20 protein-coding genes and 1 pseudogene are annotated in these 23,298 nt (G+C 34.6%); 6 read left to right on the top strand and 15 right to left on the bottom strand.

The window, feature by feature from the left end:
- From RMO83_RS07840 to hutH, 14 genes and pseudogenes are all read right to left on the bottom strand, one after another.
- Window positions 1-514 (bottom strand): heavy metal-binding domain-containing protein (locus RMO83_RS07840; RefSeq protein ID WP_310559123.1); only part of this gene is annotated, 514 nt, incomplete at its 3' end.
- A 77-nt stretch (window positions 515-591) separates the two neighbouring features.
- The gene (locus tag RMO83_RS07835; protein WP_310559122.1) at window positions 592-1,152 is read right to left on the bottom strand and encodes an AraC family transcriptional regulator; all 561 of its coding nucleotides are present in this window, start codon (window positions 1,150-1,152) and stop codon (window positions 592-594) included.
- A 99-nt stretch (window positions 1,153-1,251) separates the two neighbouring features.
- Window positions 1,252-1,569 (bottom strand): heavy metal-binding domain-containing protein, encoded by a 318-nt coding sequence (locus RMO83_RS07830; RefSeq protein WP_310559121.1) that lies wholly within the window; start codon window positions 1,567-1,569, stop codon window positions 1,252-1,254.
- Window positions 1,570-1,636: 67 nt separating this feature from the next.
- On the bottom strand, window positions 1,637-1,942 hold the full coding sequence (locus RMO83_RS07825; RefSeq protein WP_310559120.1) for a four-helix bundle copper-binding protein: 306 nt from the start codon (window positions 1,940-1,942) through the stop codon (window positions 1,637-1,639).
- 286 nt (window positions 1,943-2,228) lie between these two features.
- A complete protein-coding gene (locus RMO83_RS07820; protein ID WP_310559119.1) occupies window positions 2,229-2,705 on the bottom strand; it encodes a 5-fold beta-flower protein in 477 nt (158 codons plus the stop codon).
- Window positions 2,706-2,865: 160 nt separating this feature from the next.
- Window positions 2,866-4,086 (bottom strand): efflux RND transporter periplasmic adaptor subunit, encoded by a 1,221-nt coding sequence (locus RMO83_RS07815; protein WP_310559118.1) that lies wholly within the window; start codon window positions 4,084-4,086, stop codon window positions 2,866-2,868.
- Window positions 4,086-5,333, bottom strand: a complete 1,248-nt coding sequence (locus RMO83_RS07810; protein ID WP_310559117.1) for an efflux RND transporter periplasmic adaptor subunit — start codon at window positions 5,331-5,333, stop codon at window positions 4,086-4,088. Before RMO83_RS07810 ends, RMO83_RS07815 begins: the two co-directional genes overlap by 1 nt.
- A 2-nt stretch (window positions 5,334-5,335) precedes the next feature.
- The gene (locus RMO83_RS07805) at window positions 5,336-6,568 is read right to left on the bottom strand and encodes a TolC family protein (RefSeq protein ID WP_310559116.1); all 1,233 of its coding nucleotides are present in this window, start codon (window positions 6,566-6,568) and stop codon (window positions 5,336-5,338) included.
- Window positions 6,569-6,578: 10 nt separating this feature from the next.
- A pseudogene (locus RMO83_RS07800) lies at window positions 6,579-9,803 on the bottom strand (efflux RND transporter permease subunit).
- Between the two features lie 62 nt (window positions 9,804-9,865).
- Window positions 9,866-10,138: a heavy metal-binding domain-containing protein gene (locus RMO83_RS07795; protein ID WP_310559115.1), complete on the bottom strand. Its 273-nt coding sequence runs from the start codon at window positions 10,136-10,138 to the stop codon at window positions 9,866-9,868.
- Between the two features lie 53 nt (window positions 10,139-10,191).
- On the bottom strand, window positions 10,192-10,611 hold the full coding sequence (locus RMO83_RS07790) for a heavy metal-binding domain-containing protein (protein WP_310559114.1): 420 nt from the start codon (window positions 10,609-10,611) through the stop codon (window positions 10,192-10,194).
- A gap of 722 nt (window positions 10,612-11,333) precedes the next feature.
- Window positions 11,334-12,686, bottom strand: coding sequence for an inorganic phosphate transporter (locus RMO83_RS07785; RefSeq protein WP_310559113.1), 1,353 nt, complete (start codon window positions 12,684-12,686; stop codon window positions 11,334-11,336).
- A 36-nt stretch (window positions 12,687-12,722) separates the two neighbouring features.
- Window positions 12,723-13,367: a DUF47 family protein gene (locus tag RMO83_RS07780; protein ID WP_310559112.1), complete on the bottom strand. Its 645-nt coding sequence runs from the start codon at window positions 13,365-13,367 to the stop codon at window positions 12,723-12,725.
- 73 nt (window positions 13,368-13,440) lie between these two features.
- Entirely contained in the window at window positions 13,441-14,934 is a 1,494-nt protein-coding gene (gene hutH, locus RMO83_RS07775) for a histidine ammonia-lyase (protein ID WP_310559111.1), read from the bottom strand.
- A gap of 493 nt (window positions 14,935-15,427) precedes the next feature.
- Between hutH and thrA the strand changes: the two genes are divergently transcribed.
- The 4 genes from thrA (at window position 15,428) to RMO83_RS07755 (ending at window position 20,835) form a co-directional block, all read left to right on the top strand.
- Window positions 15,428-17,875: a bifunctional aspartate kinase/homoserine dehydrogenase I gene (gene thrA / locus RMO83_RS07770; protein ID WP_310559110.1), complete on the top strand. Its 2,448-nt coding sequence runs from the start codon at window positions 15,428-15,430 to the stop codon at window positions 17,873-17,875.
- A 104-nt stretch (window positions 17,876-17,979) separates the two neighbouring features.
- Entirely contained in the window at window positions 17,980-18,915 is a 936-nt protein-coding gene (locus tag RMO83_RS07765; RefSeq protein WP_310559109.1) for a homoserine kinase, read from the top strand.
- Between the two features lie 103 nt (window positions 18,916-19,018).
- Window positions 19,019-20,308 carry a threonine synthase gene (gene thrC / locus RMO83_RS07760; RefSeq protein WP_310559108.1) on the top strand — a complete coding sequence of 430 codons (1,290 nt, stop codon included), beginning with the start codon at window positions 19,019-19,021 and terminating at the stop codon, window positions 20,306-20,308.
- Window positions 20,309-20,619: 311 nt separating this feature from the next.
- Window positions 20,620-20,835 carry an HTH domain-containing protein gene (locus RMO83_RS07755; RefSeq protein ID WP_310559107.1) on the top strand — a complete coding sequence of 72 codons (216 nt, stop codon included), beginning with the start codon at window positions 20,620-20,622 and terminating at the stop codon, window positions 20,833-20,835.
- A gap of 24 nt (window positions 20,836-20,859) precedes the next feature.
- Here the strand turns inward: RMO83_RS07755 and RMO83_RS07750 are convergent, their stop codons facing one another.
- Window positions 20,860-21,114, bottom strand: coding sequence for a helix-turn-helix domain-containing protein (locus RMO83_RS07750; protein WP_310559106.1), 255 nt, complete (start codon window positions 21,112-21,114; stop codon window positions 20,860-20,862).
- Between the two features lie 370 nt (window positions 21,115-21,484).
- Between RMO83_RS07750 and RMO83_RS07745 the strand changes: the two genes are divergently transcribed.
- Together RMO83_RS07745 and RMO83_RS07740 are read left to right on the top strand one after the other, a co-directional pair.
- A complete protein-coding gene (locus RMO83_RS07745) occupies window positions 21,485-22,564 on the top strand; it encodes an SPFH domain-containing protein (protein WP_310559105.1) in 1,080 nt (359 codons plus the stop codon).
- 6 nt (window positions 22,565-22,570) lie between these two features.
- Window positions 22,571-23,134 (top strand): hypothetical protein, encoded by a 564-nt coding sequence (locus tag RMO83_RS07740; protein ID WP_310559104.1) that lies wholly within the window; start codon window positions 22,571-22,573, stop codon window positions 23,132-23,134.
- Window positions 23,135-23,298 lie beyond the last annotated feature (164 nt).

Below are 23,298 nucleotides of genomic sequence, written 5' to 3'. Positions count from 1 at the left end.
TAACTTCAGGATGCATAGGACAAGTGTACAACGTTTTGCTAACCGTTAACTCAACTCCTTTTATCAAATCCATTCCGCAAACCGGACAGTCTCCAGGTTTATCATATACTTTTTCGCCTTCGCAATGCATCGGACAATAGTATTTACCTTGAGCATTATCTGGTGCGGACATTGTATCTTTATTGTCATGCACTTTAGTACTGCAACATGATTTTTCTGCCGGTTTATCGGCATTATCATTTACTTTAGGGCTACAACACGATTTTTCTGTTGGCTTGTCTTTTGCTTCAAACGGCTTGTCAGAAGGCGTGCTGATGGTTATGGTGTATTTTCCAGCGGCTGATAATGCTTGCTGCAATTTCTCAATTGGAATATGTTCTTTCATTGTTATGGTTGCAATTGGCGGTTGCAATGAAACAGAGGCTTCAATCCCTTCAATAGCATTCAATGTTTTCTCTACTTTAGATAAACAACCATCGCAGGTCATCCCGGTAATGTTATAAGTATGTATCATAATTACTTTATTTTAATACAAATTTCCAGTTTAACTACTTCTTTGAGTTGCACAATTTTGGGTTTGATTTGCAAGATTTATAAATCTTCTATTTGCTTTCTTTTGATGGTTTTGATATTCTTGAAGTGCGTTGGTGAAAATCCGGTTACTTTTTTGAATTGGTTGCTCAAATGCGAAACAGTACCGTAGTTTAGAGAATAAGCAATTTGGCTTAGAGATAATTCATCATAAATAATCAATTCTTTTACTTTTTCAATTTTCTGATGGATGAAATACTTTTCGATAGTAGTATTTTCAACTTCCGAAAATAGATTACTCAAGGTATTATAGTCTTGATTCAGTTCTTGTGAAAGATAATTGGATAAATTAATTTTCAAATCATTGTTTTTATTTTGAACCAAATCAATAATCAATGTTTTAATCTTATCGATGGTTTTACTTTTTCTATCATCAATTAAATCGAAGCCAATGTCACGAAGTTTTTTTACCAATTCGCTTCTTTGAATTTCGTTAAGATCATTTTTTAATGCAACTTCGCCTAACTCAACTGAAAAAGGATTAACTCCCATACTTTCAAATACAGATTTTACTACCATTTTACAACGGCTGCATACCATATTTTTAATATAAAGTTTCATAGTATCGATTTAAATTAAACAACATAAACTAACCTTGCTACCATATAACAAGGTTAATTTAAAGTTTCTTACTTAAAACTAGTTGTTACTGTTTTCTCCCTATTTCTCCGCAACAGGAACGGTTAGTTTCATACCGCATTTAGAACATTTGTCGTTCAATTTACCTTGTACTTCCGGGTGCATTGGGCAGGCGTATATTTTTGTTTGATCATTCATCATTTTAGTTTTATCATTCATCATTGTAGTATCATTACTCATCATAGTTGTATCATTACTCATCATTGTACCATTATTATCCATCATTGTAGTGTCATTACTCATCATATTAGAATCATCTGTTGTGGATTCTTTAGTTTTTTGATTGCAAGAAACTGTTAACAAAGCCATTACTATGGCTGAAAAGAATATTTTTTTCATTTTTTTAGATTTTAAAAACAGTACTAAATACTTTTTGATAAGAATTTAGTATTGAATTGATTAGTATTTACATTTTGCAGGCTTCAGCACATTTTTTGCAAGCATCGGCACATTTTTTACAAGATTCCATATCGTGTTTGCTGCATTCGTTAGCGCAATCTTCACAACATTTTACGCATAATGCACAAAGTGCATCGGCAAATTTTGAACCTCTTGCACATAATCTTGCACAAAGAGCACAAATGTCGGCACAATCACGACACAATTTTACACATTCTTCGTGTCCTTGCATTGTTAAACAATCTGTTGAACATTTTTCACATTCAACCATACAAGCTAAACAAGCTTCGATACTTACTTCAACATTTTTCATCGCATTTATTTATTAGTTGTAAATTAATTTTTACTTAACAAATTTCAATGATTCCTTTACTTAAATTGTTATACAACTCTAGTTTTGATTTGTATAATTGCTAGTATTTATTACCTTGTTATATAGGGATTTACGGCTATAAATTGTTTGGCGATTATCATAATTTTTAATCTTTTTTACATTTTCATCCCGTCCATTAGGTCGCTCCGTTTTCGGAATTTATATTCACTGTTTATGGTGCTATAAAACAAATGGTTCGTTGCGAAACGAACCATTTGTCAAAAAATTATTTTTGAGATTTTTTTTCATTCATCTTTTTCTCCAGCAATAAGCAATGTGCGGCACAAGCGTGAAGTTTGTAATTTTTATGCACGTTGCCCATATTATGACCTTCGGGATCTAGTATTTCGCACTTTTCACCTTCTGTTTTTCCAATATTAACCACGTTTTCACCTTTTATGTTGTAGTACGAACCATTCTTTTTAGCCATACCCATCTTTTTCCCATTAGAATCAATAACATTACCGTTTGCATCAATAAAATAGATGGTCTTGCCTTGGTTGTCTTTCACGATATTGTCTTTGGTAATAAATCCTAATTTGTTCCAACCGTGATCGTGAATTTCACCCTTTTTATTGATATAAATTTTCTCGGAAGGGGTGGAGTCCGATTTGGTTTGTGCATTAGCACTTAACGAGATTATCATTAAAAACAGTGTTAGTAATGAAACTGTTTTTGTCAAAATTAATTTTTGTGTTTTCATAATAAATTGTATTTAATTATTCGTCAGTTCCGCTGTTGCCCGGTCTTCAGTTCCGCTGTTGCCCGATTTTAATTTAAAATTTTTTTATTTTCTCAATATTAAAGGATTTACAATCAAAGAAACCGGATACGCTATATATTTCATTTGCCAGTTTTAGGTATCACATTTTCATTCCCTCCATCGGATTACTGCCTTTTCGGAATTTATATTCACTGTTTATAGCATAAGCGCCAGTAATAACGACTTTTTTTGCACTGTCTATTTCTGATTTTATTTCTATCATTCCATTGGCTTCTATTCCTGTTTCAACCATTAGGCTTTCAAATACTCCTGGTCTTTTTTCAACCCAAATATAAGAGGCGTTTTCTTCCCTAATCACTGCATCAATAGGGATATACAACCCTTTTAGATTGGATTGCGTCAATTTTGCCATAGCTTGCATCCCTGGTTTTAATTGCAAATTTGGATTTGATATTTCTAATCGAATTAAAAGCAGACGAGTATCTGGATTTATTTCCGGATTGATAAAAGAAACTTGAGCATTTATGGTTTTATCAGGGAAATCGGTAAATGTAATTTGGGCTTTTTGTCCTATTTTTAGATTCTTGGCATAGTTTACGTTTACCTGAGTTTCTAACCAAAGACTGTTTAAATCTGCCAATTTAATGATACTGGAACCTTCCATTGCATAACTGCCTTCTGTCGTACTTATTTCCGATATTGTTCCACTTGCAGTGCTATAAAAAATGGTATAAGGAGAAATTGCCGCCACTGTTTTTAGGCTTTCAATTTGGGCATTGGTTAAACCAAAGAACAAGAGTTTTTGTTTTGCTGCATTGATCATATTTCGGGCATTCTTTCCAAAATCGCTAGGCATTGCCAGTTGTTTGTATGCCGTGAAATAATCCTGTTTAGCAATGGCAATATCTTCGCTATACAATTCATAAACGGGTTGGTTTTTTGTAACATAATCGCCAATAGTTTTGAAATACAACTTTTCGATTCTCCCCATAGCTCTTGCAGAAATGGTTTTAATTTTCTCTTGATTAATGGTCAAAACTCCCGTATAATTTTGCTCTAAACTGCTTTGAGTTTCTGAAATAGTTTGGGTAGTGATATTTCCCAATTGTATTTGCTGCTTGCTCAAACTGATTTCGTTTGCCTCAGTATCATCTTGTTTTACGGGAGTTAATTCCATATGGCAAATGGGGCATTTACCCGGTTTATCTTCCTTAACTTGTGCATCCATAGAACAAGTATAAAATGTTGTTGCTGCACTCTTATTGTGTTTGCTATGGTCTTCTTTATTTTTAGTATTACAAGATATCATTACCGTAAATAGTAGTGCCAGAATACTTATTATTTTTATTGTCTTCATCATTATTCGGTTTTAATAAAGCTTTCGCTGTCAATTAAATATTGTGCGTTTTTGGCAATGGTGTCTTTTACTGAAATGCCCTCAATAATTTGAATAAAATCATCCATTTCAATCCCTGTTTTTATGGAGGATGCCTTAAAGCCATTCTCCATTTTCAAGAAAACTATTTTCTTGTTTCCAATGCTTACCATTGACTGTTTTTGAATCCAAATTCCATTTACTGGATTTGTTTTCACAACTCCTTGCAATCGCAAACCAATGGGTAATTTGAATTTATTGTTATTTAAATAAACTCGAATTCTATTGGTTTTGTCAGTTGCATTTAATTGTGTTTCGACAAAATTTATTTTTGCATCAATGAATTCCTCTTTGTCCAGTTCAGTAGTAATTCTGATAGATTGACTGGTCTTGATTAAGCTGTTATAACCTTGGATAACATTGAATATTCCCCAGACTTTATCTGTATTTAATAATTTAAAAATGACTTCGCCCTTTTTTATGTAGTTACCTTCCTTTACATTCAAAATTTCGGTGTTGTTACTTGCGCTTTGCATTGCAGGAGTACTTGCATTAGCCATCGTTTCGGTTCCGTCAATAATTCCAGAAGCTGGACTATAAATTGAAATTCGAGGGTTTGCTGTTTTGGAAGTAATCAAATTATTTATTTGATTTTGAGTCATTCCATAAAGCAACAATTTTTGTTTGGACGCATTGATAATCGTAGGATTATCAGCATCATTAATGACCATATAAATGAAGTTTTGTTGCTCCGTCAGTAATTCAGGACTGTATAAATCAAATAGTTTTTGTCCTTTATTTACTTTTTGGTATTTATAATTGACATACATTCGTTCGATTCTTCCGTTCATTCGAGCTGCAATGTTTACCGATGAATTTGGGTCGTATGCCACAATGCCAGGTAAATTTATTTCACTGCTAATAGTGGTGTCTATTGCCTTTGTAGTTTGATAATTTCCTACTATAAAATTGTCGGTAGGTTTTATAAGATTGTCGATTGAATTGTCTTCAACTGAATTATTCTTTGTTATTTTTTTTACCAAAGTCATTCCGCAAATGGGACAATTTCCGGGTTTATCTCTAATGATTTCTGGATGCATCGAACAAGTATAAACTTCGTTTTGATGTTCCATTTCCGAGTGATTGTCTGATTTTATGGCAAATAAATAGATTGCAATTCCAATAATGGAAATTGCTATAAAAGCCAAACTATATTTTAAATATTTGTTCATAATTATTTGGTTTCTAATTGTTTTTCAATTTCTACTTGTGCTGCCAAAATATTTTGCAATTTATCCAAGGCATCTATTTGAGCCATATTCAAAGCTTCCCAAGCATCGAGAGTGGCAAACAAATCTCCTGTGTTATTTTGCCACGCCAAGATTGCAGTTTCATAATTTTTTTTCAAGGCAGGAATGATACTTTTTTGGGCAACTTCGTATTGTTTTTTTAAAGCATTAAATTCATTGGTCATTCCCGAAATCATTCCTGTGGCTTCATTTAAAATCATTTGTTTTTGCCAGTTCAGACTTTCATTTTTAATTTGAAAACTATTGATATTGGCTTTATTCATTTTAGTTGACCAAGGCATAGGAATGGTAATCATTCCCATCAAGGAAAATTGTTGGGGTTGTTCACCAAAAGCAAACATATGATCGTATTTTATACCAAACTCGGGCAATAATTTTGTTTTTTCGGCTGCGATTTTGAGCTGATTTATTTCCATTGTTTTTTCAATGGCTTGTACATCGCTTCTATTTTTAGAAAGAGAGGTGGTATCTGATAATACCAAATTAAAATCTTTTAATTCGTATGCTTCATCAATTTCAAATGCGGTGTTTTTATCTCTTGCCATCAGGGTGTTCAGCATAATTCGCTTTTGGGAAATGTCGTTTTGCAACATTAGGATCATACTTTGCAGTGTGCTATATTGCGATTTTGCTTTGTAATAAGTAGGCAGTTTATCCATATTATACTGGTAGCGTATTTCCATACTTTTAATCATATACTCTAAAAGCAACAAATTATCATCGGCTATTTTTATTTTTTTATTTAAAACCAACCATTGAAAATAATTTGTTTTTGCCAGTGCTTTCAATTGATTAATTGTATAGTTTTTGTTTTCTTTTTCAACAGAAGACATTGCAGTCATAAGATTAAAATCAGCTTTTAACTTAGAAGCATTGGGTATCATTTGGGTTACGCCCACCATATAATTTCCCATACCAGGTCCCATTTCAGTAGCTTTCCATAGTTTGCTGTTATAAGGTGCCATAAAAAAACCAGTTTCTACTTGAGGAGGCATCCAGCTTTTAGCTCCTTTTGCTGCTGCATCCATACTTTGAATATCGGCATCGTACATTTTTAATTGTGGATTATTTGTTTTGATTGTGGTCAAAACTTCATCCAACGAAAGTGTTTGGGCCTTACTATTTGTAAAGCCAGCAATCAAACAAATTAGGACCATATAATATCTACTATTTTGCATCTATAATTTCTATTTTGCCCTTTGTTCTCAATTCGCGGAGTTTCACCATTTCGAAAACAACAGGAGTTACTAATAATACATAAATTGTGGAGGTAATCGTACCTCCAATAAGAGGAACTGTAATGGGCAACATCACATCTGCCCCTGTTCCCGTTGCCCAAAGAATTGGGATTAATCCGAATAATGACACTGAAACAGTCATCAACTTTGGACGCAATCTTTTGGCAGAACCTTCGATAATGTATTCTCTTAAAATTTCTTCAGTAATGGTTTCGGAACTGTTGCCGTGTTTTTCGACCATTTTATTCATCGCTTCGTTTAAGTAAATGGTAATCAGCATTGCCGTTTCTACCGCCAAACCAAACAAGGCTATAAAACCGACCGCCACTGCCACCGACAAGTTAATTCCATAAAAATAGACCATAAAAATTCCTCCAATCAGTGCAAACGGAACGGTGATCATAGTGATTAAGGCTTCCTTCATTGAACGATAAGTGAAGTATAAAATGAGGAAAATAATTAGGACAACTATAGGCAAAATCATTCTCAATGTTTTATTGGCTCGAATCTGGTTTTCCCATTGTCCACTCCATTCCACATAATATCCTTTGGGCATTTTAGTCATCATTACATCGAGTTTCTTCTGCGCTTCTTTTACAGTGCTTCCCAAATCACGATCCCGAACATTGAATAAAACACTGCCGCGAAGCATAGCATTTTCACTGTTAATCATTGGTGGACCGTCACTTATTTTTATATCAGCAACAGTTTCTAACGGAATTGGACCAAATTGCATCGTTTGCACTTGAAGTTTTTTCAAGGCTTCAAGGCTGTTTCTGTATTCTTGCGCATAACGGGCATTGACCGAAAAACGTTGTCTTCCCTCGATAGTGGTGGTCAGTTTCATTCCACCAATTGCCGCTTCAACAACTGTATTGATGTCATCAATCGAAAGTCCGTATCGACCAATCACTTCTCGTTTAGCTTCAATATCGATATATTTCCCGCCCGTAATCGGCTCTGCGTACAAATCTTTCACACCCGAAGTTCCTTCCAAAGCTTTCTTGATTTTCTGGGATAAAACGTTGATGGTATCTAAACTCGCACCGTAAATCTTGATTCCAACGTCAGTTCGGATTCCTGTGGAGAGCATATTAATTCGATTTATAATGGGTTGCGTGAATCCATTAGTCACCCCTGGAATTTGCAGTTTATTGTTGATTTCCGCAATAATATCGGCTTTGGTTTTGCCTCCTCTCCATTCGTCGTGGGGTTTGAGCAAAATTATCGTTTCAATCATACTAATAGGGCTATTGTCAGTCGCCGTGTTCGCTCTCCCTGCCTTTCCTAATACGTGAGCGACTTCTGGAATCGACTTAATTAGTTTGTCCTGAACCTGCAAAATTCTTTTCACTTCAGAATTGGATACATCCGGCAAAGTAACTGGCATAAACAGAACAGAACCTTCATCCAAAGGAGGCATAAATTCAGAACCAAGCCTTGTAAACATTAAGACTCCTATTAACAAGGCGATAATATTAATACCTAAAACGGTTTTTCGCCATTTCAAACAAAGCGTTAAAATTGGAGTATAAATGCTTTCCAGTTTTCGATTTATTGGATTTTTATTTTCTGGTCGAAGCTTGCCTTTAAGCAGAAAACTAATCAATACCGGCGTAAGCGTGATGGCAAAAAAAGCATCGACAATAAGGATTAACGATTTTGTCCAGGCCAAAGGACTGAATAATTTGCCTTCCATTCCGGTAAGTAAAAACACGGGGAGAAAAGAGGCAATTACAATTATGGTTGAATAAAAAACACCGGGTCCAACAAGTTGTGATGATTCTTCAATTATCTTGAGTCGCTCTTCAGGAGAAAGCGGATCCTGTTCTTTTTTGAATATATTTTTACATAAATTTTTCATTCCAATAGATTAAAGATTATGGTCCAATTCTTCCTGTTTCTCCGAAATATTCCGATAAGCATTTTCGACCATTACAATTCCGTCGTCGACTAAAACACCAATGGCCAGGGCGATTCCTGTCAGGGACATAATATTGGAAGAAATTCCAAAAGCCTGAAGAAATATAAAAGCGGTGGCTACAGAAATTGGTATTTGAATCAGGATGATTAGCGCACTTCGCCAATGAAAAAGGAAAATTAAAACAATAATAGAAACGGCAATCATCTCTTCGATTAAAGTTCCTTTTACAGATTCGATAGCTTTTTCTATGAGTTCACTCCTGTCATAAGAAGTTTTGAAAGTAACGCCTTCTGGCAATCCTTTTTCGACTTCTTTCATCTTTAATTTTACGGCCTTGATGACTTTATCTGCATTTTCACCGTAACGCATTACCACGATTCCACCCACAACTTCGCCGGTTCCGTTTTGGTCAAAAATTCCCAAACGCAAATCGCCACCCATTTGTACGGAACCCACATCGCTGACTTTCACAGGAACGGAATTGTAGTTTTTAATGGCGATTTCTTCAACGTCTTTGATGTTTTTGATATAGCCCAATCCTCGAACAATATAGGATCTGTCACTCATTTCAAACTTTCGACCGCCCACATCACTGTTGTTGGCCTTGACGGCATTCATCACTTCCATCATACTCACATTGTAGTATTGCATTTTAAGGGGATCCAAAACCAATTGATATTGCTTTTCAAAACCTCCAAAAGAAGCAACCTCGGCAACGCCAGGAACCGTTTGCAAGGCAAATTTTACGTACCAATCTTGCAGGGCGCGTTGCTCACCCAGATCCATACCTTTTGAATCTAAAGTATACCAAAAGATATGACCAACACCGGTTCCGTCTGGTCCGAGTGTTGGAACCACATTTTGAGGTAATAACCGTTGGGCATAATTGAGTCTTTCCAAAACACGTGTTCTTGCCCAATAAGGGTCAACATTGTCTTCAAAAATGATATAAACAAAGCTCATCCCAAACATCGAGGCTCCACGAATATTCTTAACTTTTGGAATGCCTTGTAAATTGGAAACCAAAGGATAAGTGACCTGATTTTCGATAACCTGGGGACTTCTTCCCATCCATTCGGTGTACACAATAACTTGATTTTCGGATAAATCGGGAATGGCATCAATTGGATTTTGCTGTACGCTATAAACACCCCAGCCAAATAAAGCAGCGGAAATAAGCAGAACGATAAATCGGTTTTTTAACGAGAATGATATTAGTTTTTCTACCATAAGGTTTTAATTATAGATAATCCATTCCTTCCCAAAACTTCGAGAAGGAATAGATTTAGAATTTATTTAACTTCTTCGGTCAATTTCATTCCACATTTTGGACATTTATCGTTCAATTTGCCCTGAGATTCTGGATGCATTGGACAAGCATAAATTTTTGCTTTGCTGTCTTTCAAATGAATAGTATCTTTTTCCATCATAGTGGTGTCCTTGATCATCATAGTCGTATCTTTTTCCATCATTGGAGTATTTGTAGTTTCGATTTCCTTGTTTTTTTGGTTACAAGAAACCAATACCAAAGCCATTGCTATGGCTGAAAGAATTATATTTTTCATTTTGTAAAATTTTAAAATTAATTTTAAGCCTAAAGGCTTCTTTGTTACTAAAATTAATGTTTGTGATCTTCACTTTTTTGATTTACTCCAACTTTTGTCAACGCCATTGCGCATTTCGAACATTTATCACCTTCTTTTCCGGTAACTTTTGGATGCATTGGACATCCATATTCTATTTTTGGAGCTTCAATTTTGGTCAATGCCATTCCGCATTTAGAACAATTGTCTCCTTTATTCCCGGTAACTTTTGGATGCATTGGACAGGCATAATCGGGTTTACGAGTTTCATTTTTGGTCAATACCATACCACATTTGCTGCACTTGCCCGCTTTAATACTCATCTCCTTAGGATGCATTGGACAAAAGTACGTTGTTGTTTGAACTTCTCCTTTTGAAGATTTTGAAGTTGCTTGTGCTGTTGCCGCTGTGCTTATGGCAAAGAATAGGCTTAATACGATAATTAATATTTTCATTTTTTGATTTTTTTTAAAATAAATATATCAAAATTAAGACAATTATTACATTTAAACTATTAAGATTAAATGAATTAGTTGCGAAATTTAGGTTTTTTTCATAATTTTTATGCCAAATACATAAAATTGTTAATTCAATTTATGATCTAGAAAAGGCACAATTATGGCTGTAATAAAAGGGATTTAGCTTATTTTTGGAATAAGCCAGATAGAAGAGAAACCAGAAGAAATATTGGTTTCAGAATTAAAATAATTTGATTTTTTTTCTGAAAAAGAAAAATTATTGTGATTGAATTTTATTTCAAAAAAAGCTACACAGAATTGTATAGAAGAAGTAGTGCAATTTGAATGGCCACATTTACCATTACAACTGCTATCGTGGTCTTTGCCCTTCTCTTTTGCATGATTGCTATTCTTGCAACATTCCATCTTTTCATTGTTGGAAGAAGACATTTCTTTATTACAACACGATTTTTTTGACTTTATTTCACAAGAATAACTCAAAGATGGTATCAAGAAGAAACCAATTGCGGCTAAAAGAAGTACTATATGAAGCTTTTTTGTCATTGTATTATTTCCACACACAAAGTTATGAAAATATTTCTTCCGTAATCCTAAGTCTTGTTAAAAGATTTATAATTTACAAAAACAAGTAAGATCTGTTTTACACATCTGGAGTGTAAATTGTACTTATTTGAATGTGAAAATCGAGCTAAAGAATGCTAGGCCAAAAATATTTTTAAAAAATAATACACTAAAGCGGCCAAAAGTCCTGAAACAGGAATAGTTAAAACCCAAGCCCACAATAAGCTCACGGTAACACCCCAACGAACAGCGGAAATCCGTTTGGTTAAACCAACACCAATAATGGAACCTGTAATAGTATGAGTTGTACTTACTGGAATTTTGAAATGTTCTGTAAAATATAAAGTCAATGCTCCTGCAGTTTCAGCTGCTACGCCTTCAAATGAAGTAACTTTTGTAATTTTAGTACCCATCGTTTTTACAATTTTCCAACCGCCGCTTAATGTTCCAACCGCAATAGCAGTGTAACAAGCGAGAGGAATCCAATCAGGCATTAAGCCCTCAACTCCTTTATCATCGTCTGGAAGTACAACTTGCAACCAATGCGGCAAGTTTAGAACTAACGAATGAGTTTGATTGATATAAACAGCAACGGCCGCAGCAATAATACCCATAACTTTTTGGGAGTCATTTCCACCGTGACCTAAACTAAAAGCAGCCGAAGACAATAATTGCATTTTTTTTAAAACAGAATCCGCTTTTTGCAAACTCAAACTACTAAAGGTCAAGGCAAAGGTTGAAATAGACAAGATAATAAAGGCAACCAAAAACCATTTTATATTATGTGACTCAAAGACAATACTCCAGAAATGGGAATCAAAACGGGGTTTTTCTATTTCATCGTAAGGAATCATTTGGCTAGAAACAAACCAAACTGAGGCAATCATTAAGGCAACGGTAAACAGTTTAGGCAAAATACTTTTCTTCGAAGCATTCAATAACCAAATTGAAATAAAATAAGAAATTAAGGCTCCTAATAAAGGTGCCAAAATAATAAATGCTATGATCACAACAACTCCCGAAGGCATACCGCCATCTTTTCCTTCTTTGTACCAACTGACAATATTATACCAATGGCGTGTTTGTGCTACGTTATCTACAACAATGGTATAGTCTGAAAACCCATGAATGGCAATGGCGTGAGCTATCGCTGCTCCCGCAAAACCTCCAATCAAAGTGTGAGAAGAACTGGAAGGAATTCCTTGCCACCAAGTAATCAAATTCCAAATAATAGCGGCAATAACACCCGCAAGAATAACAACTAAATCAATTTCACTCGAATTGGCTGTTTTTGCAACAGTATTGGCAACACCCAAACCAAAAACCCAATAGGCTAAAAAGTTAAAAAATGCCGCCCATAGTACGGCTTGAAAAGGAGAAAGAACTTTTGTTGCAACTACAGTAGCAATAGCATTCGCAGCATCGTGAAAACCATTGATGTAATCAAAAATCAAAGCCAATACGATAATGACGATAAGTAGTGTAAACATATTTTAAATTGAAAGATTGAAAAATTACGGAAAGTACTACGAATGTTTTACAGAAATTGACTCTAAAACGCTTGCTACACCTTTGCACTTATCCGTTGCAGACTCAAGAACTGATAAAACTTCCTTATATTTGATGATATTCTTAGCATCGGCTTCATTTTCAAAAAGTTCAGAAACTGCTTTGTTGTACACATCATCAGATTTAGACTCAAGCTTGTTAATCTTTGCACAAGCTGATGTTATGACCTTCATACTATTCAAATTCCTTAATTCTTTTACAGCAATATCAATATTTTGACAAGCTTCAAGATTAATTTCTGTCAATTTTCGAATGGATTTAGTAATCTTACTAACTTGATACAATCTCATTCTGCTGGAAGCACCATGCAAATAATCTGCTACATTATCTATTGAAGTAATCAAGGAGTGGATGTCTTCTCTATCGAACGGAGTAATAAAATTTCTACTTAATTCAAGATTCGTAAGACGAGTTAAATCTTCTCCTTTTTGCTCTAATTCATCGATTTTTAAAAAAAGTTCATCCCTCTCTTTTAATGGTAAATTTACCGCTTCGTGCAAAATTGAAGCTAATTGTACCAGATTTGATGAAGCTTCTTCAAAAAGTGGAAAGAATTTTTTGTCTTTTGGAACGAAATACTGAAAAATACTATTTAATGACATTTTTTAAGTTTTACTTTTGGAATACAAAATTACTTCTTTATTTTACGTTAATGTTAGGCAATTGTTAACAATTTTATTCTATTTGAAAACTATTCAAAAAGGAAACTGTTTTTTCGATGTCATAATGCAAAATTCTGTCTTCTTTTACTAATGGAACCTCCTCCCGATACGATTTTAAAAACATTTCGATAAAATCACTCGACATTAAAGGTCTTCTGTATTCAATGGCTTGCGAAGCATTCATTAATTCGATGGCGAGAATTCGCTCTAGATTTTCCATTACGCGCAAAGCTTTCGTGGCGGCATTGGCACCCATACTTACATGATCTTCCTGACCATTGCTAGATACAATACTATCCACACTAGCTGGCGTGGCCAATTGTTTATTTTGACTGGCAATACTGGCTGCGGTGTATTGCGGAATCATTAAACCCGAATTTAAACCGGGATTATCCACCAAAAAGGCGGGAAGATTTCGTAATCCTGAAATCAATTGAAAGGTTCTGCGTTCAGAAATACTTCCCAATTCAGCCAAAGCAATGGCCATAAAGTCTAGAGCCAAAGCCAGTGGCTGTCCGTGAAAATTTCCTCCCGATATAATTTTGTCTTTATCTATAAATATATTAGGATTATCAGTAACTGAGTTCATTTCTGTCTTAAATACATTTTTTACATAATCGATGGCATCATTTGAAGCACCGTGAACTTGAGGTATACAACGAAAAGAATACGGATCCTGAACGTGCTTTTTCTCCTGTTTGATGATTTGGCTTCCATCCAAAAATTGGGTCACTCGCTTCGCAGTAAAAATTTGCCCTTTATGCGGACGAATCGAATGAATTAATTCATGAAATGGTTCAATTCTTCCATCAAATCCTTCTAAGGAAATGGTTCCAATTAAATCAGCCCAATACGAAAACTTACTGGCTTTCATCAAAATATGTACGCCGTAAGCACTCATAAACTGAGTTCCGTTCAACATCGCCAAACCTTCCTTCGATTGCAATACAATTGGTTTCCATTCAAAATGCTTTAAAACTTCACTTGAATGTATTTTTTTACCTTCAAAAAAAACTTCGCCTTCACCCAATAACGGCAATGATAAATGAGCCAAAGGAGCTAAATCGCCCGAAGCACCCAGCGAACCTTGGGTATAAACTATTGGAAGAATATCATTATTATAAAAATCGACCAATCGCTCTACGGTTTGAAGCTGAATCCCAGAATATCCATAACTCAAAGATTGAATTTTAAGCAACAACATCAATTTGACGATTTCATTCGGAACTTCTTCTCCCGTTCCGCAAGAATGCGATTTTACTAGATTTTCCTGAAGTTTTGAAAGGTTTTCATTAGAGATTTTGACATTACAAAGCGATCCAAAACCAGTATTGATACCATAAATAGGTTTCGTATGTGAAGCCATTTTAGCATCTAAATAATCCCTGCATTTTTGGATTTTAATCTTGGCTTCATCGGATAAAGCCAATGATTTATGATGCGAAATAATTTCTTGCAAGGCTTCCAAAGAAAGTACTTCGGTACATATATAATGTGTATTATCCATTTAAATAGTATCTTTTGAAAGGTCAAAATTCCATAAACCAATATTAAAAAACAAGATTTTGAAGGTAAAATATTTAATATTCTTTTTTTTGTGCTGTGTTTTTTAAAATATTCGTAAAAACAGAATAAAACGTTTTGTTATTTTATAAAAAACTGTACTTTTGAAAAATCATAATGGCAAGTAATAGTAAAACATATCATTCTTCGATAACAACTCAATTTAGAGTTGCACTTGCTGTTAGATTTACTGCCACAACAACTACCACTACCCTTTAGGGGTATACATTTTACATATAATCCAGTTTTCGTACTTTTTTCTAAAGGAAGAGAGTTCATAGGTGTATAAAAACCATTTGCATTTTAAAATAAAACAATAAAAATGAAATGAGCAATGTACAAATAAAGTGTAAAAAACTAACTCTATTTGCGACCCGAGCTTTAGCGAACAGGCGAAGCAATTACATATGCCCATTAAAAAAAAATAAGAACAACATATGAAAGTATTAAAATTTGGCGGAACTTCTGTAGCCAATGCACAAAACATAAAATTAGTTTTAGATATAGTTATCAAAAAAGCAGAGCAAGAAAAAATAGTTGTTGTCGTTTCAGCTTTTACCAAAGTTACTGATTTATTAGTTCTTGCTTCTCAAAAAGCAGCCTCAAACGATGAAAGTTATAAAGAAATTGTCGCCGAAATCGAGAAAAAACACTTAGATGCTATTAAAGAATTAATCCCTGTTAGCGAACAAAGTGGCGTTCTAAGTCATGTCAAACGAATCATCAACCACCTCGAAACTTTACTCGACGGTTGTTTCCTTTTAGGAGAATTGTCACCCAGAACTTCTGATACGATTCTAAGTTTTGGCGAATTATTATCTTCTTATATTATCGCCGAAGCATTCAAACAAAAGGATAAAAAAACCGGTTACAAAGACAGTCGTGAACTCATAAAAACCAACAATAACTTTGGTAAAGCTGTTGTGAATTTTGAAGTTACAAATGATTTAATTAATGGTTATTTCTTGTGGGATGTTCATCAAATCGCAGTAATGCCCGGTTTTATTGCTTCTACAGAAGAAGGAATTGGAACAACTTTAGGCCGTGGAGGTTCCGATTATACCGCAGCAATTTTAGCCGGTGCTTTAAATGCTTCTGAACTGGAAATCTGGACCGACGTCAACGGAATGTTTACTGCCAATCCAAAAATTGTAAACCAAGCCCAACCCATTGCCACTATTTCATATCAAGAAGCGATGGAATTGTCGCATTTTGGTGCCAAAGTATTGTATCCACCAACAATCCAACCTGTTTTCAAAAAAAATATTCCTATTTGGATTAAAAATACTTTCGAACCAGAAGCCAAAGGGACTTTCATTTCTAACCAAGACAATTCGCATACCAATCCGGTAAAAGGAATTACTCATATCGATAAAATCACATTAATCACTTTAGAAGGTTCTGGAATGATTGGTGTTGCCGGAGTTTCGAAAAGATTGTTCGAAGTGTTATCGCACGAAAACATCAACATTATCTTTATCACTCAGGCATCTTCAGAACATTCTATTTGTATTGGAATTTTAAACAGCGATGCCAATAAAGCGGAGAATGCCATCAACAAAGTATTCCAACAAGAAATTTCGCAAAGCAAAATTGATCCTTGCATTGTCGAAAAAGACCTTTGTATCATTGCTTTGGTAGGCGAAAATATGAAAAACCACCAAGGCTTGAGCGGTCGAATGTTCAGTACTTTAGGAAAAAATAATGTAAACATTAGAGCGATTGCCCAAGGTGCTTCTGAAAGAAATATTTCGGCAGTTATCAACGAAAGAGACGTGAAAAAAGCATTAAATACGCTTCACGAAAACTTCTTCGAAGAAAATACCAAACAATTGAATTTGTTCGTAATGGGCGTTGGAAACGTAGGCGAAAAATTCATCGAACAGATCAGCCAACAAAGGAAATTCCTAAAAGAAAATCTAAAAATAAACTTGAGAGTCATAGCCGTTTCCAATTCCAGAAAAATGTATTTTGATGAAGACGGAATACCGCTGAAAGAATGGCAATCGCTATTAGAAAACGGCGAAACTGCGGACATAGAAGCCTTTATTGCAAAAGTAAAAGCACTCAATTTACGCAACAGTATTTTTGTGGATATTACCGCCAATCAAGGCGTATCTGAAACTTATGAGCACTACTTGAAACAAAACGTTGCTGTAGTCACTTGCAACAAAATTGCATGTTCATCGGCTTATGACAACTATAAAAAATTAAAAAATCTTTCTCGTCAATACAATGCGCCTTTCTTATTTGAAACCAATGTAGGAGCAGGTTTACCCATTATTGATACATTGAAACATTTGATTGCTTCAGGTGATAAAGTCAACAAAATTCAGGCGGTTTTATCAGGAAGTTTGAATTTTATTTTCAACAATTTCGACGAAAATAATTCGTTCCACGATGTGGTAAAAGAAGCGGGAGTGCAAGGATTTACGGAACCGGACCCAAAAATTGATTTGAGCGGTGTGGATGTAGCCAGAAAAATATTAATCCTGATAAGAGAAAGCGGGTACCAAATGGAAATTGAGGATATTCAAAACAATTCTTTCCTTCCAAAGGAATGTATGAGTACAACAAACAATGATGATTTTTTCAAGTCTTTAATTGCAAATGCTGCTCATTTTGAAAACCTGTTGGCTGAAGCTAAGGCTAAAGACAGCCGATTAAAATTTGTTGCTACTTTCGAAAATGGAAAAGCTGGCGTTGGCTTGGAATTCATCCCAAAAGAAAGTCCGTTCTATAATTTGGAAGGAAAAGACAATATTGTACAATTTTACACTGACCGTTATATCGACCAACCTTTATTGATAAAAGGTGCCGGTGCCGGTGCTGCGGTGACCGCTTCGGGAATTTTTGCCGACGTAATCCGTGTTGGAAATATATAGCCCCCTAACCCCCAAAGGGGGGAATCTGGTGAGGTTTAAGATAATTATTAACTATTAATTCCTCTGTACTCCTCCCCTTTGGGGAGGTCGGGAGGGGCTTACTTATGAATGAAATAAAAATATTCTGTCCTGCCACAATCGCCAACCTTTCCTGTGGGTTTGATGTTCTGGGATTGTGCCTAGCCACTGCAGGTGACGAAATGATTATTCGAAAATCGGATGTAAAAGGCATTCGCATCACTAAAATCGTAGGTGCGAATTTACCTTTGGAAACCGAAAATAACGTAGCTGGAGTTGCAGCTTTGGCATTGCTGGAAGAATATGAAAGAGACTTTGTCCCGATAACTATCGGATTCGAAATCGAAATCTACAAAAACATCAAAGCCGGAAGCGGAATCGGAAGCAGTGCAGCCAGTTCTGCCGGAGCTGTTTTTGGAATTAATGAATTATTGGGCAGACCTTTTACCCGAAAAGAATTGGTGAAATTTGCGATGCAAGGCGAAAAATTGGCTAGTGGAAATGCCCACGCTGACAATGTTGCTCCATGCCTATTGGGCGGTTTTACGTTGGTACGATGTTCGAATCCTTTGGATATTATCAAAATTGACAGCCCATCAGAATTATATGCTACGGTGGTTCATCCTCAAATTGAGTTAAAAACTTCAGATGCACGTTCCGTACTGAAACAAACCGTTTCTTTAAAAAGTGCCATCACCCAATGGGGAAATGTAGGCGGATTAGTGGCCGGATTGTATACTAATGATTACGAATTGATTGGACGTTCCTTGCACGACGAAATCATCGAACCGGTTCGCAGTATGCTGATTCCCGGTTTTGATTTAATCAAAAAAACCGCTTACGAAAACGGAGCTTTAGGTTCTGGAATTTCAGGTTCTGGGCCTTCAATTTTCGCTTTAAGCAAAGGAAAGGAAACTGCCGAAAAAATCGCCAAAGCTATGAGTGAAGTATATGACGAAATCAATTTACCCTATGAAATTCACGTTTCGAAAGTGAATGCGAATGGAGTAAGCATAATATAAAAACTATTTAAGATTTCAGATTAACGATTGATGAATTCAGATGTAACCCACGTTGCTAAAAAAATCAAAAATCGTTAATCACTAATCTTCAATCTAAAATCAAATGAAATACTACAGTTTAAACCACAATGCCCCAAAAGTTTCTTTCGAAGAAGCCGTAATACAAGGATTAGCCACCGATAAAGGATTGTATTTTCCGGAATCTATTACACCATTATCTGCGGAATTTTTCGAGAATATCGAAAACGTAAGCAATCAAGAAATTGCTTTTGAAGCCATTCAGCAATTTGTGGGCGATGAAATTCCAACCGAAACCTTAAAAGAAATAATCGCCGAAACTTTGTGTTTCGATTTCCCAACCGTGAAAGTGGAAGAAGGAATTTATGCGCTAGAATTGTATCACGGACCAACAATGGCTTTCAAGGATGTTGGCGCACGATTTATGTCACGTTGCCTAGCGTACTTTAACAAAGACAAAAAAGACAATAAAAATACCGTTTTGGTTGCCACTTCTGGTGATACGGGAGGCGCCGTAGCCAGCGGTTTTATTGGTGTTCAAGGTGTGGAAGTCGTAATTTTATATCCTTCGGGAAAAGTGAGTGACATCCAGGAACGCCAATTGACGACTTTAGGACAAAACATCAAAGCATTGGAAGTTGATGGTTTTTTTGACGATTGCCAAGATATGGTCAAAAAAGCGTTTTTGGACGAAAGTTTGGCGCACCACAACCTGACTTCGGCCAACTCGATAAATATTGCCCGTTGGTTACCACAAATGTTTTACTTTTTCTTTGCTTACAAGCAATTGAAATCGCAAAACAAACCGTTGGTATTTTCCTGCCCAAGTGGAAATTTCGGGAATATCTGTGCTGGAATCATAGCTAAAAAAATGGGCTTGCCTATTGAACATTTCGTGGCTTCGACCAATGTGAATGATACCGTTCCTAGATTTTTAGAAAAAGGAAATTACGATCCGAAACCTTCTATCGCCACGATTTCAAATGCTATGGACGTAGGAAATCCAAGTAATTTCATCCGGATTCAGGAAATGTATAATAACAATTTGGAGCTATTCAAAAAAGACTTTTCTTCGTTTTCTTATACCGATGATGAGACTTTAGAAGCCATGCAATCCATTTACAAAAACGATGGTTATATCGCAGAACCGCACGGCGCTGTGGGTTATTTAGGCTTGAAAAAGGAACTGCAACGCCACCCCAATGCCATTGGAATTTTCTTGGAAACCGCACATCCTATCAAATTCTTGGATGTGGTAGAACCAGCTTTGAACATCAAATTGCCTATTCCGACTCAAATAGAAAGCGTTTTAAATAAAGAAAAAATAAGCTTAAAAATCAAAACCTATGAGGAATTGAAATCGTTTTTGGGGTAATTTTCAAAAAAAACAAACTATAATTAGCACTTTATTTCACAATAAGGTGCTTTTTTTTATGCCCAAAAATTCCTCCCCAAAAATTGCTTTAACCCAACAAAAGAGGGCATTAAAGCCAAGTGAAAAATATTTTTATAACCTCCCAACAAAAAATAGTTGTAAAATAATTTCTCCAAATGAGGAAAACCGTAAGGAAGTGATTTTTAACAGTCGTAGGTTTGAAAAATAAATTTTCAATAACGCTAAGATTGTTAATAAAAAGCCAATGACTGAAACTGAGTTTCAGTAAGAAGTGCTAAAATTGCTTTAGAATGGATATTCGGATTATCAAAAAATTGCATGAGTGTATAATGACAGAACAAACTGGAAGCCCAAAGGAGCTATCCAATAAGTTAGGCGTTTCTGAACGAACAATATATAATTATATTTCTTTTATGAAAGTGGAGATGAATGCGCCTATAATTTATGATAATCAAAAGGGGAATTATATATATGAGAGGGTTTGTTTGTTGGTTTTTAAGGGGTGAAAAAAATAAATAAAAAACAACAACTTATTTTAAAAGACTTGTATCTGTTATGCTTAAGCCATATAGAAGATCGCTAGGGTTTGTTTCTAATGCAAAAGCTATTTTGAATAATAAATTAATGGTCATTCCTTGTTGGTTTTCAAACAATCTTCGGATAGTTTTTTCGTCACAATGAGCGGCCTTAGAGAAAGCCAATTTATTACCATTGAACTTTTCCAAGAATAGCAAATGTATTCTTTTGGTAAGTTCTAATTGTATTTCATCGAGCTCATTTTGCATAAAGCAAAGGAAAACAACGGAGGCAAAATAAATTTTAAAACGATACGGCTTTTTAGCCGAAAGTAATTATATTTGTTTTTAAGCAAATTAAATCAAGTGAGAAGAAATAGAATTGAGAACATTAGTAACGTTGAATTTCTGTAATGAAAATAAAAGATTCCAACGATAATATTTTACAATTAACATTCAAAATTAAAACCATTTATTAAAAAACCTCAAATGTGGGAAGCCGTAAAAAAGTGATTTTTAATATTTATAGTTTTGCTTTTGAAATACTAAACTGAAAAAATAACTTGATATAATTAATCAAATAAAAAGAAAATATTAATTGAATTATTTTTTGCTTAAATGCAAATAAAACCAAAACGATATGGCAATAATAGATGTGTTAAAGTATGATGGTCCAAATAATGTTTTAGTATGGAAATGGAGACCGAAAATTGAAAATAAACGTGATGAAGAATTAAGACTTGGAACTCAACTTGTTGTTAATCAATCCCAACAAGCAATTTTTATTAAAGGCGGTCAAATTCTAGATATTTTTGAACCTGGAACGCACACTTTATCTACTCAAAATTTACCCATATTATCAAACCTTATAGGACTAGCATTTGGTGGACAAAGTCCATTCAAAGCTGAAGTTTATTTTATAAATAAAGCTATTGCAATGGATACAAAGTTTGGGCTTATACCTTTTAATATGCTTGAACCAAACTTTAGAGTTCCAATTCCAATTACATCAAGAGGAAGTTTTGCTGTCAAAGTTTCAGATTCAAAAACATTCATAAATCAAATAATTGGAACTGTACCTGATTTTGAAGCAAATAAGTTAACACAGTTTTTTAGAGGAATTATTACAGAAAATGTAAAAACTTCAATTACAAAAATCTCAAAAGAACAAAACTTAAATCCACTTGAATTAGAAGCAATAGTTTCAGAAGTTTCTGACGCAGTTAAGGATATTATCACTGACGCACTTTCTATTTATGGATTACATTTGGAATTTTTCAATATTGAAGCTATTCCTGTAGTAGATGAAGATCCACGAGTTAAGAAAATTGTAGAAGATTTTCATCGTTTAATGTCTCAAGATATGGAAGAGAGAATGAGGCTGAAACGTAGAGGAGAAAATTTAGAAGTTTATAAAATTGAACGAACTTTTGATACAACTGAAAAAGCAGCCGAAAATATCGGTGGTGGTGTTGGTGGAGAAGGCGGGATTTTAGGTACAGTTGTAGGGCTTGGTATGGCAATGCCAATTGCTAATACAATGGGAAATCTTATGACCAATGCTGCTAATAATATCCAACAAAATTCAGAAAATAATATCATTGAAAATAAAGATGAAATATTAAAACTATTAAAGGATTTAGGAGAATTGAAAATTGCGGGAATTTTAACCGAAGAAGAATTCACAGAAAAGAAAAAAGAACTTTTATCTAAACTATAAAAATAAATGCCAAATTGTAATTCTTGTAAAAATCCAGTCTCTGTAACATCAATTCATTGTGAGTGGTGCGGAGCAAAAACAGTTCGTGTTGAAGAAATAAAATCTGAAAACAACGGAAAGAATTCTGAAAGTAGTTTAACCGATTTTATGAATAAACTTAATGACGTTGAAAATGAAATTATAAAAGAAAATGATGGTGCTGGAACATGGGGAGCGCTGGACGGAATGTTGACAAGAGCTTTTGGAAATTCAAAAATTGATAGTTTAAATCAAAAAAAAGCAACTATTATTAAGACTTTTCCTTTACCTAAAAATCCTGATGATTTATTGGAAATAGGCAATTTATCAGTGTCAAATTTTAAAAACACTAAAGTAAATAGAGTTGCATTAACAGATAATGCAAGAAATGAAAATAAAATAAATAAGCCCATAAAAGATGCATGGAAAACAAAAGCAGAACAGGCAATAAGCCTATTGACTATCTATTCACGAAGCGATGATTTCATTCGCCAGCAAATTGAATTATTAAAATTGGAACTTGTAGAAGACAAAAAAGGTTGGTTCAAATAAAATTTTAAATAAATATTCATTAATAATCATTATTGTCCGATAAAAAAGAAGCCAAATTAATGGCTTCTTTCAAAGAATCGTATTTTTGTATTGCAAAACATAAATTACGATGGACAAAAATAGCTATTTTTCGACAAAATCTGTTTTCGGACAGTTGATTTCTT

Source organism: Flavobacterium sp. (genome assembly GCF_031423415.1).
Classification (GTDB): Bacteria; Bacteroidota; Bacteroidia; order Flavobacteriales; family Flavobacteriaceae; genus Flavobacterium.
Note: the sequence above shows the minus strand (reverse complement) of the source record. Positions and strands in the feature narration are given on the sequence as shown.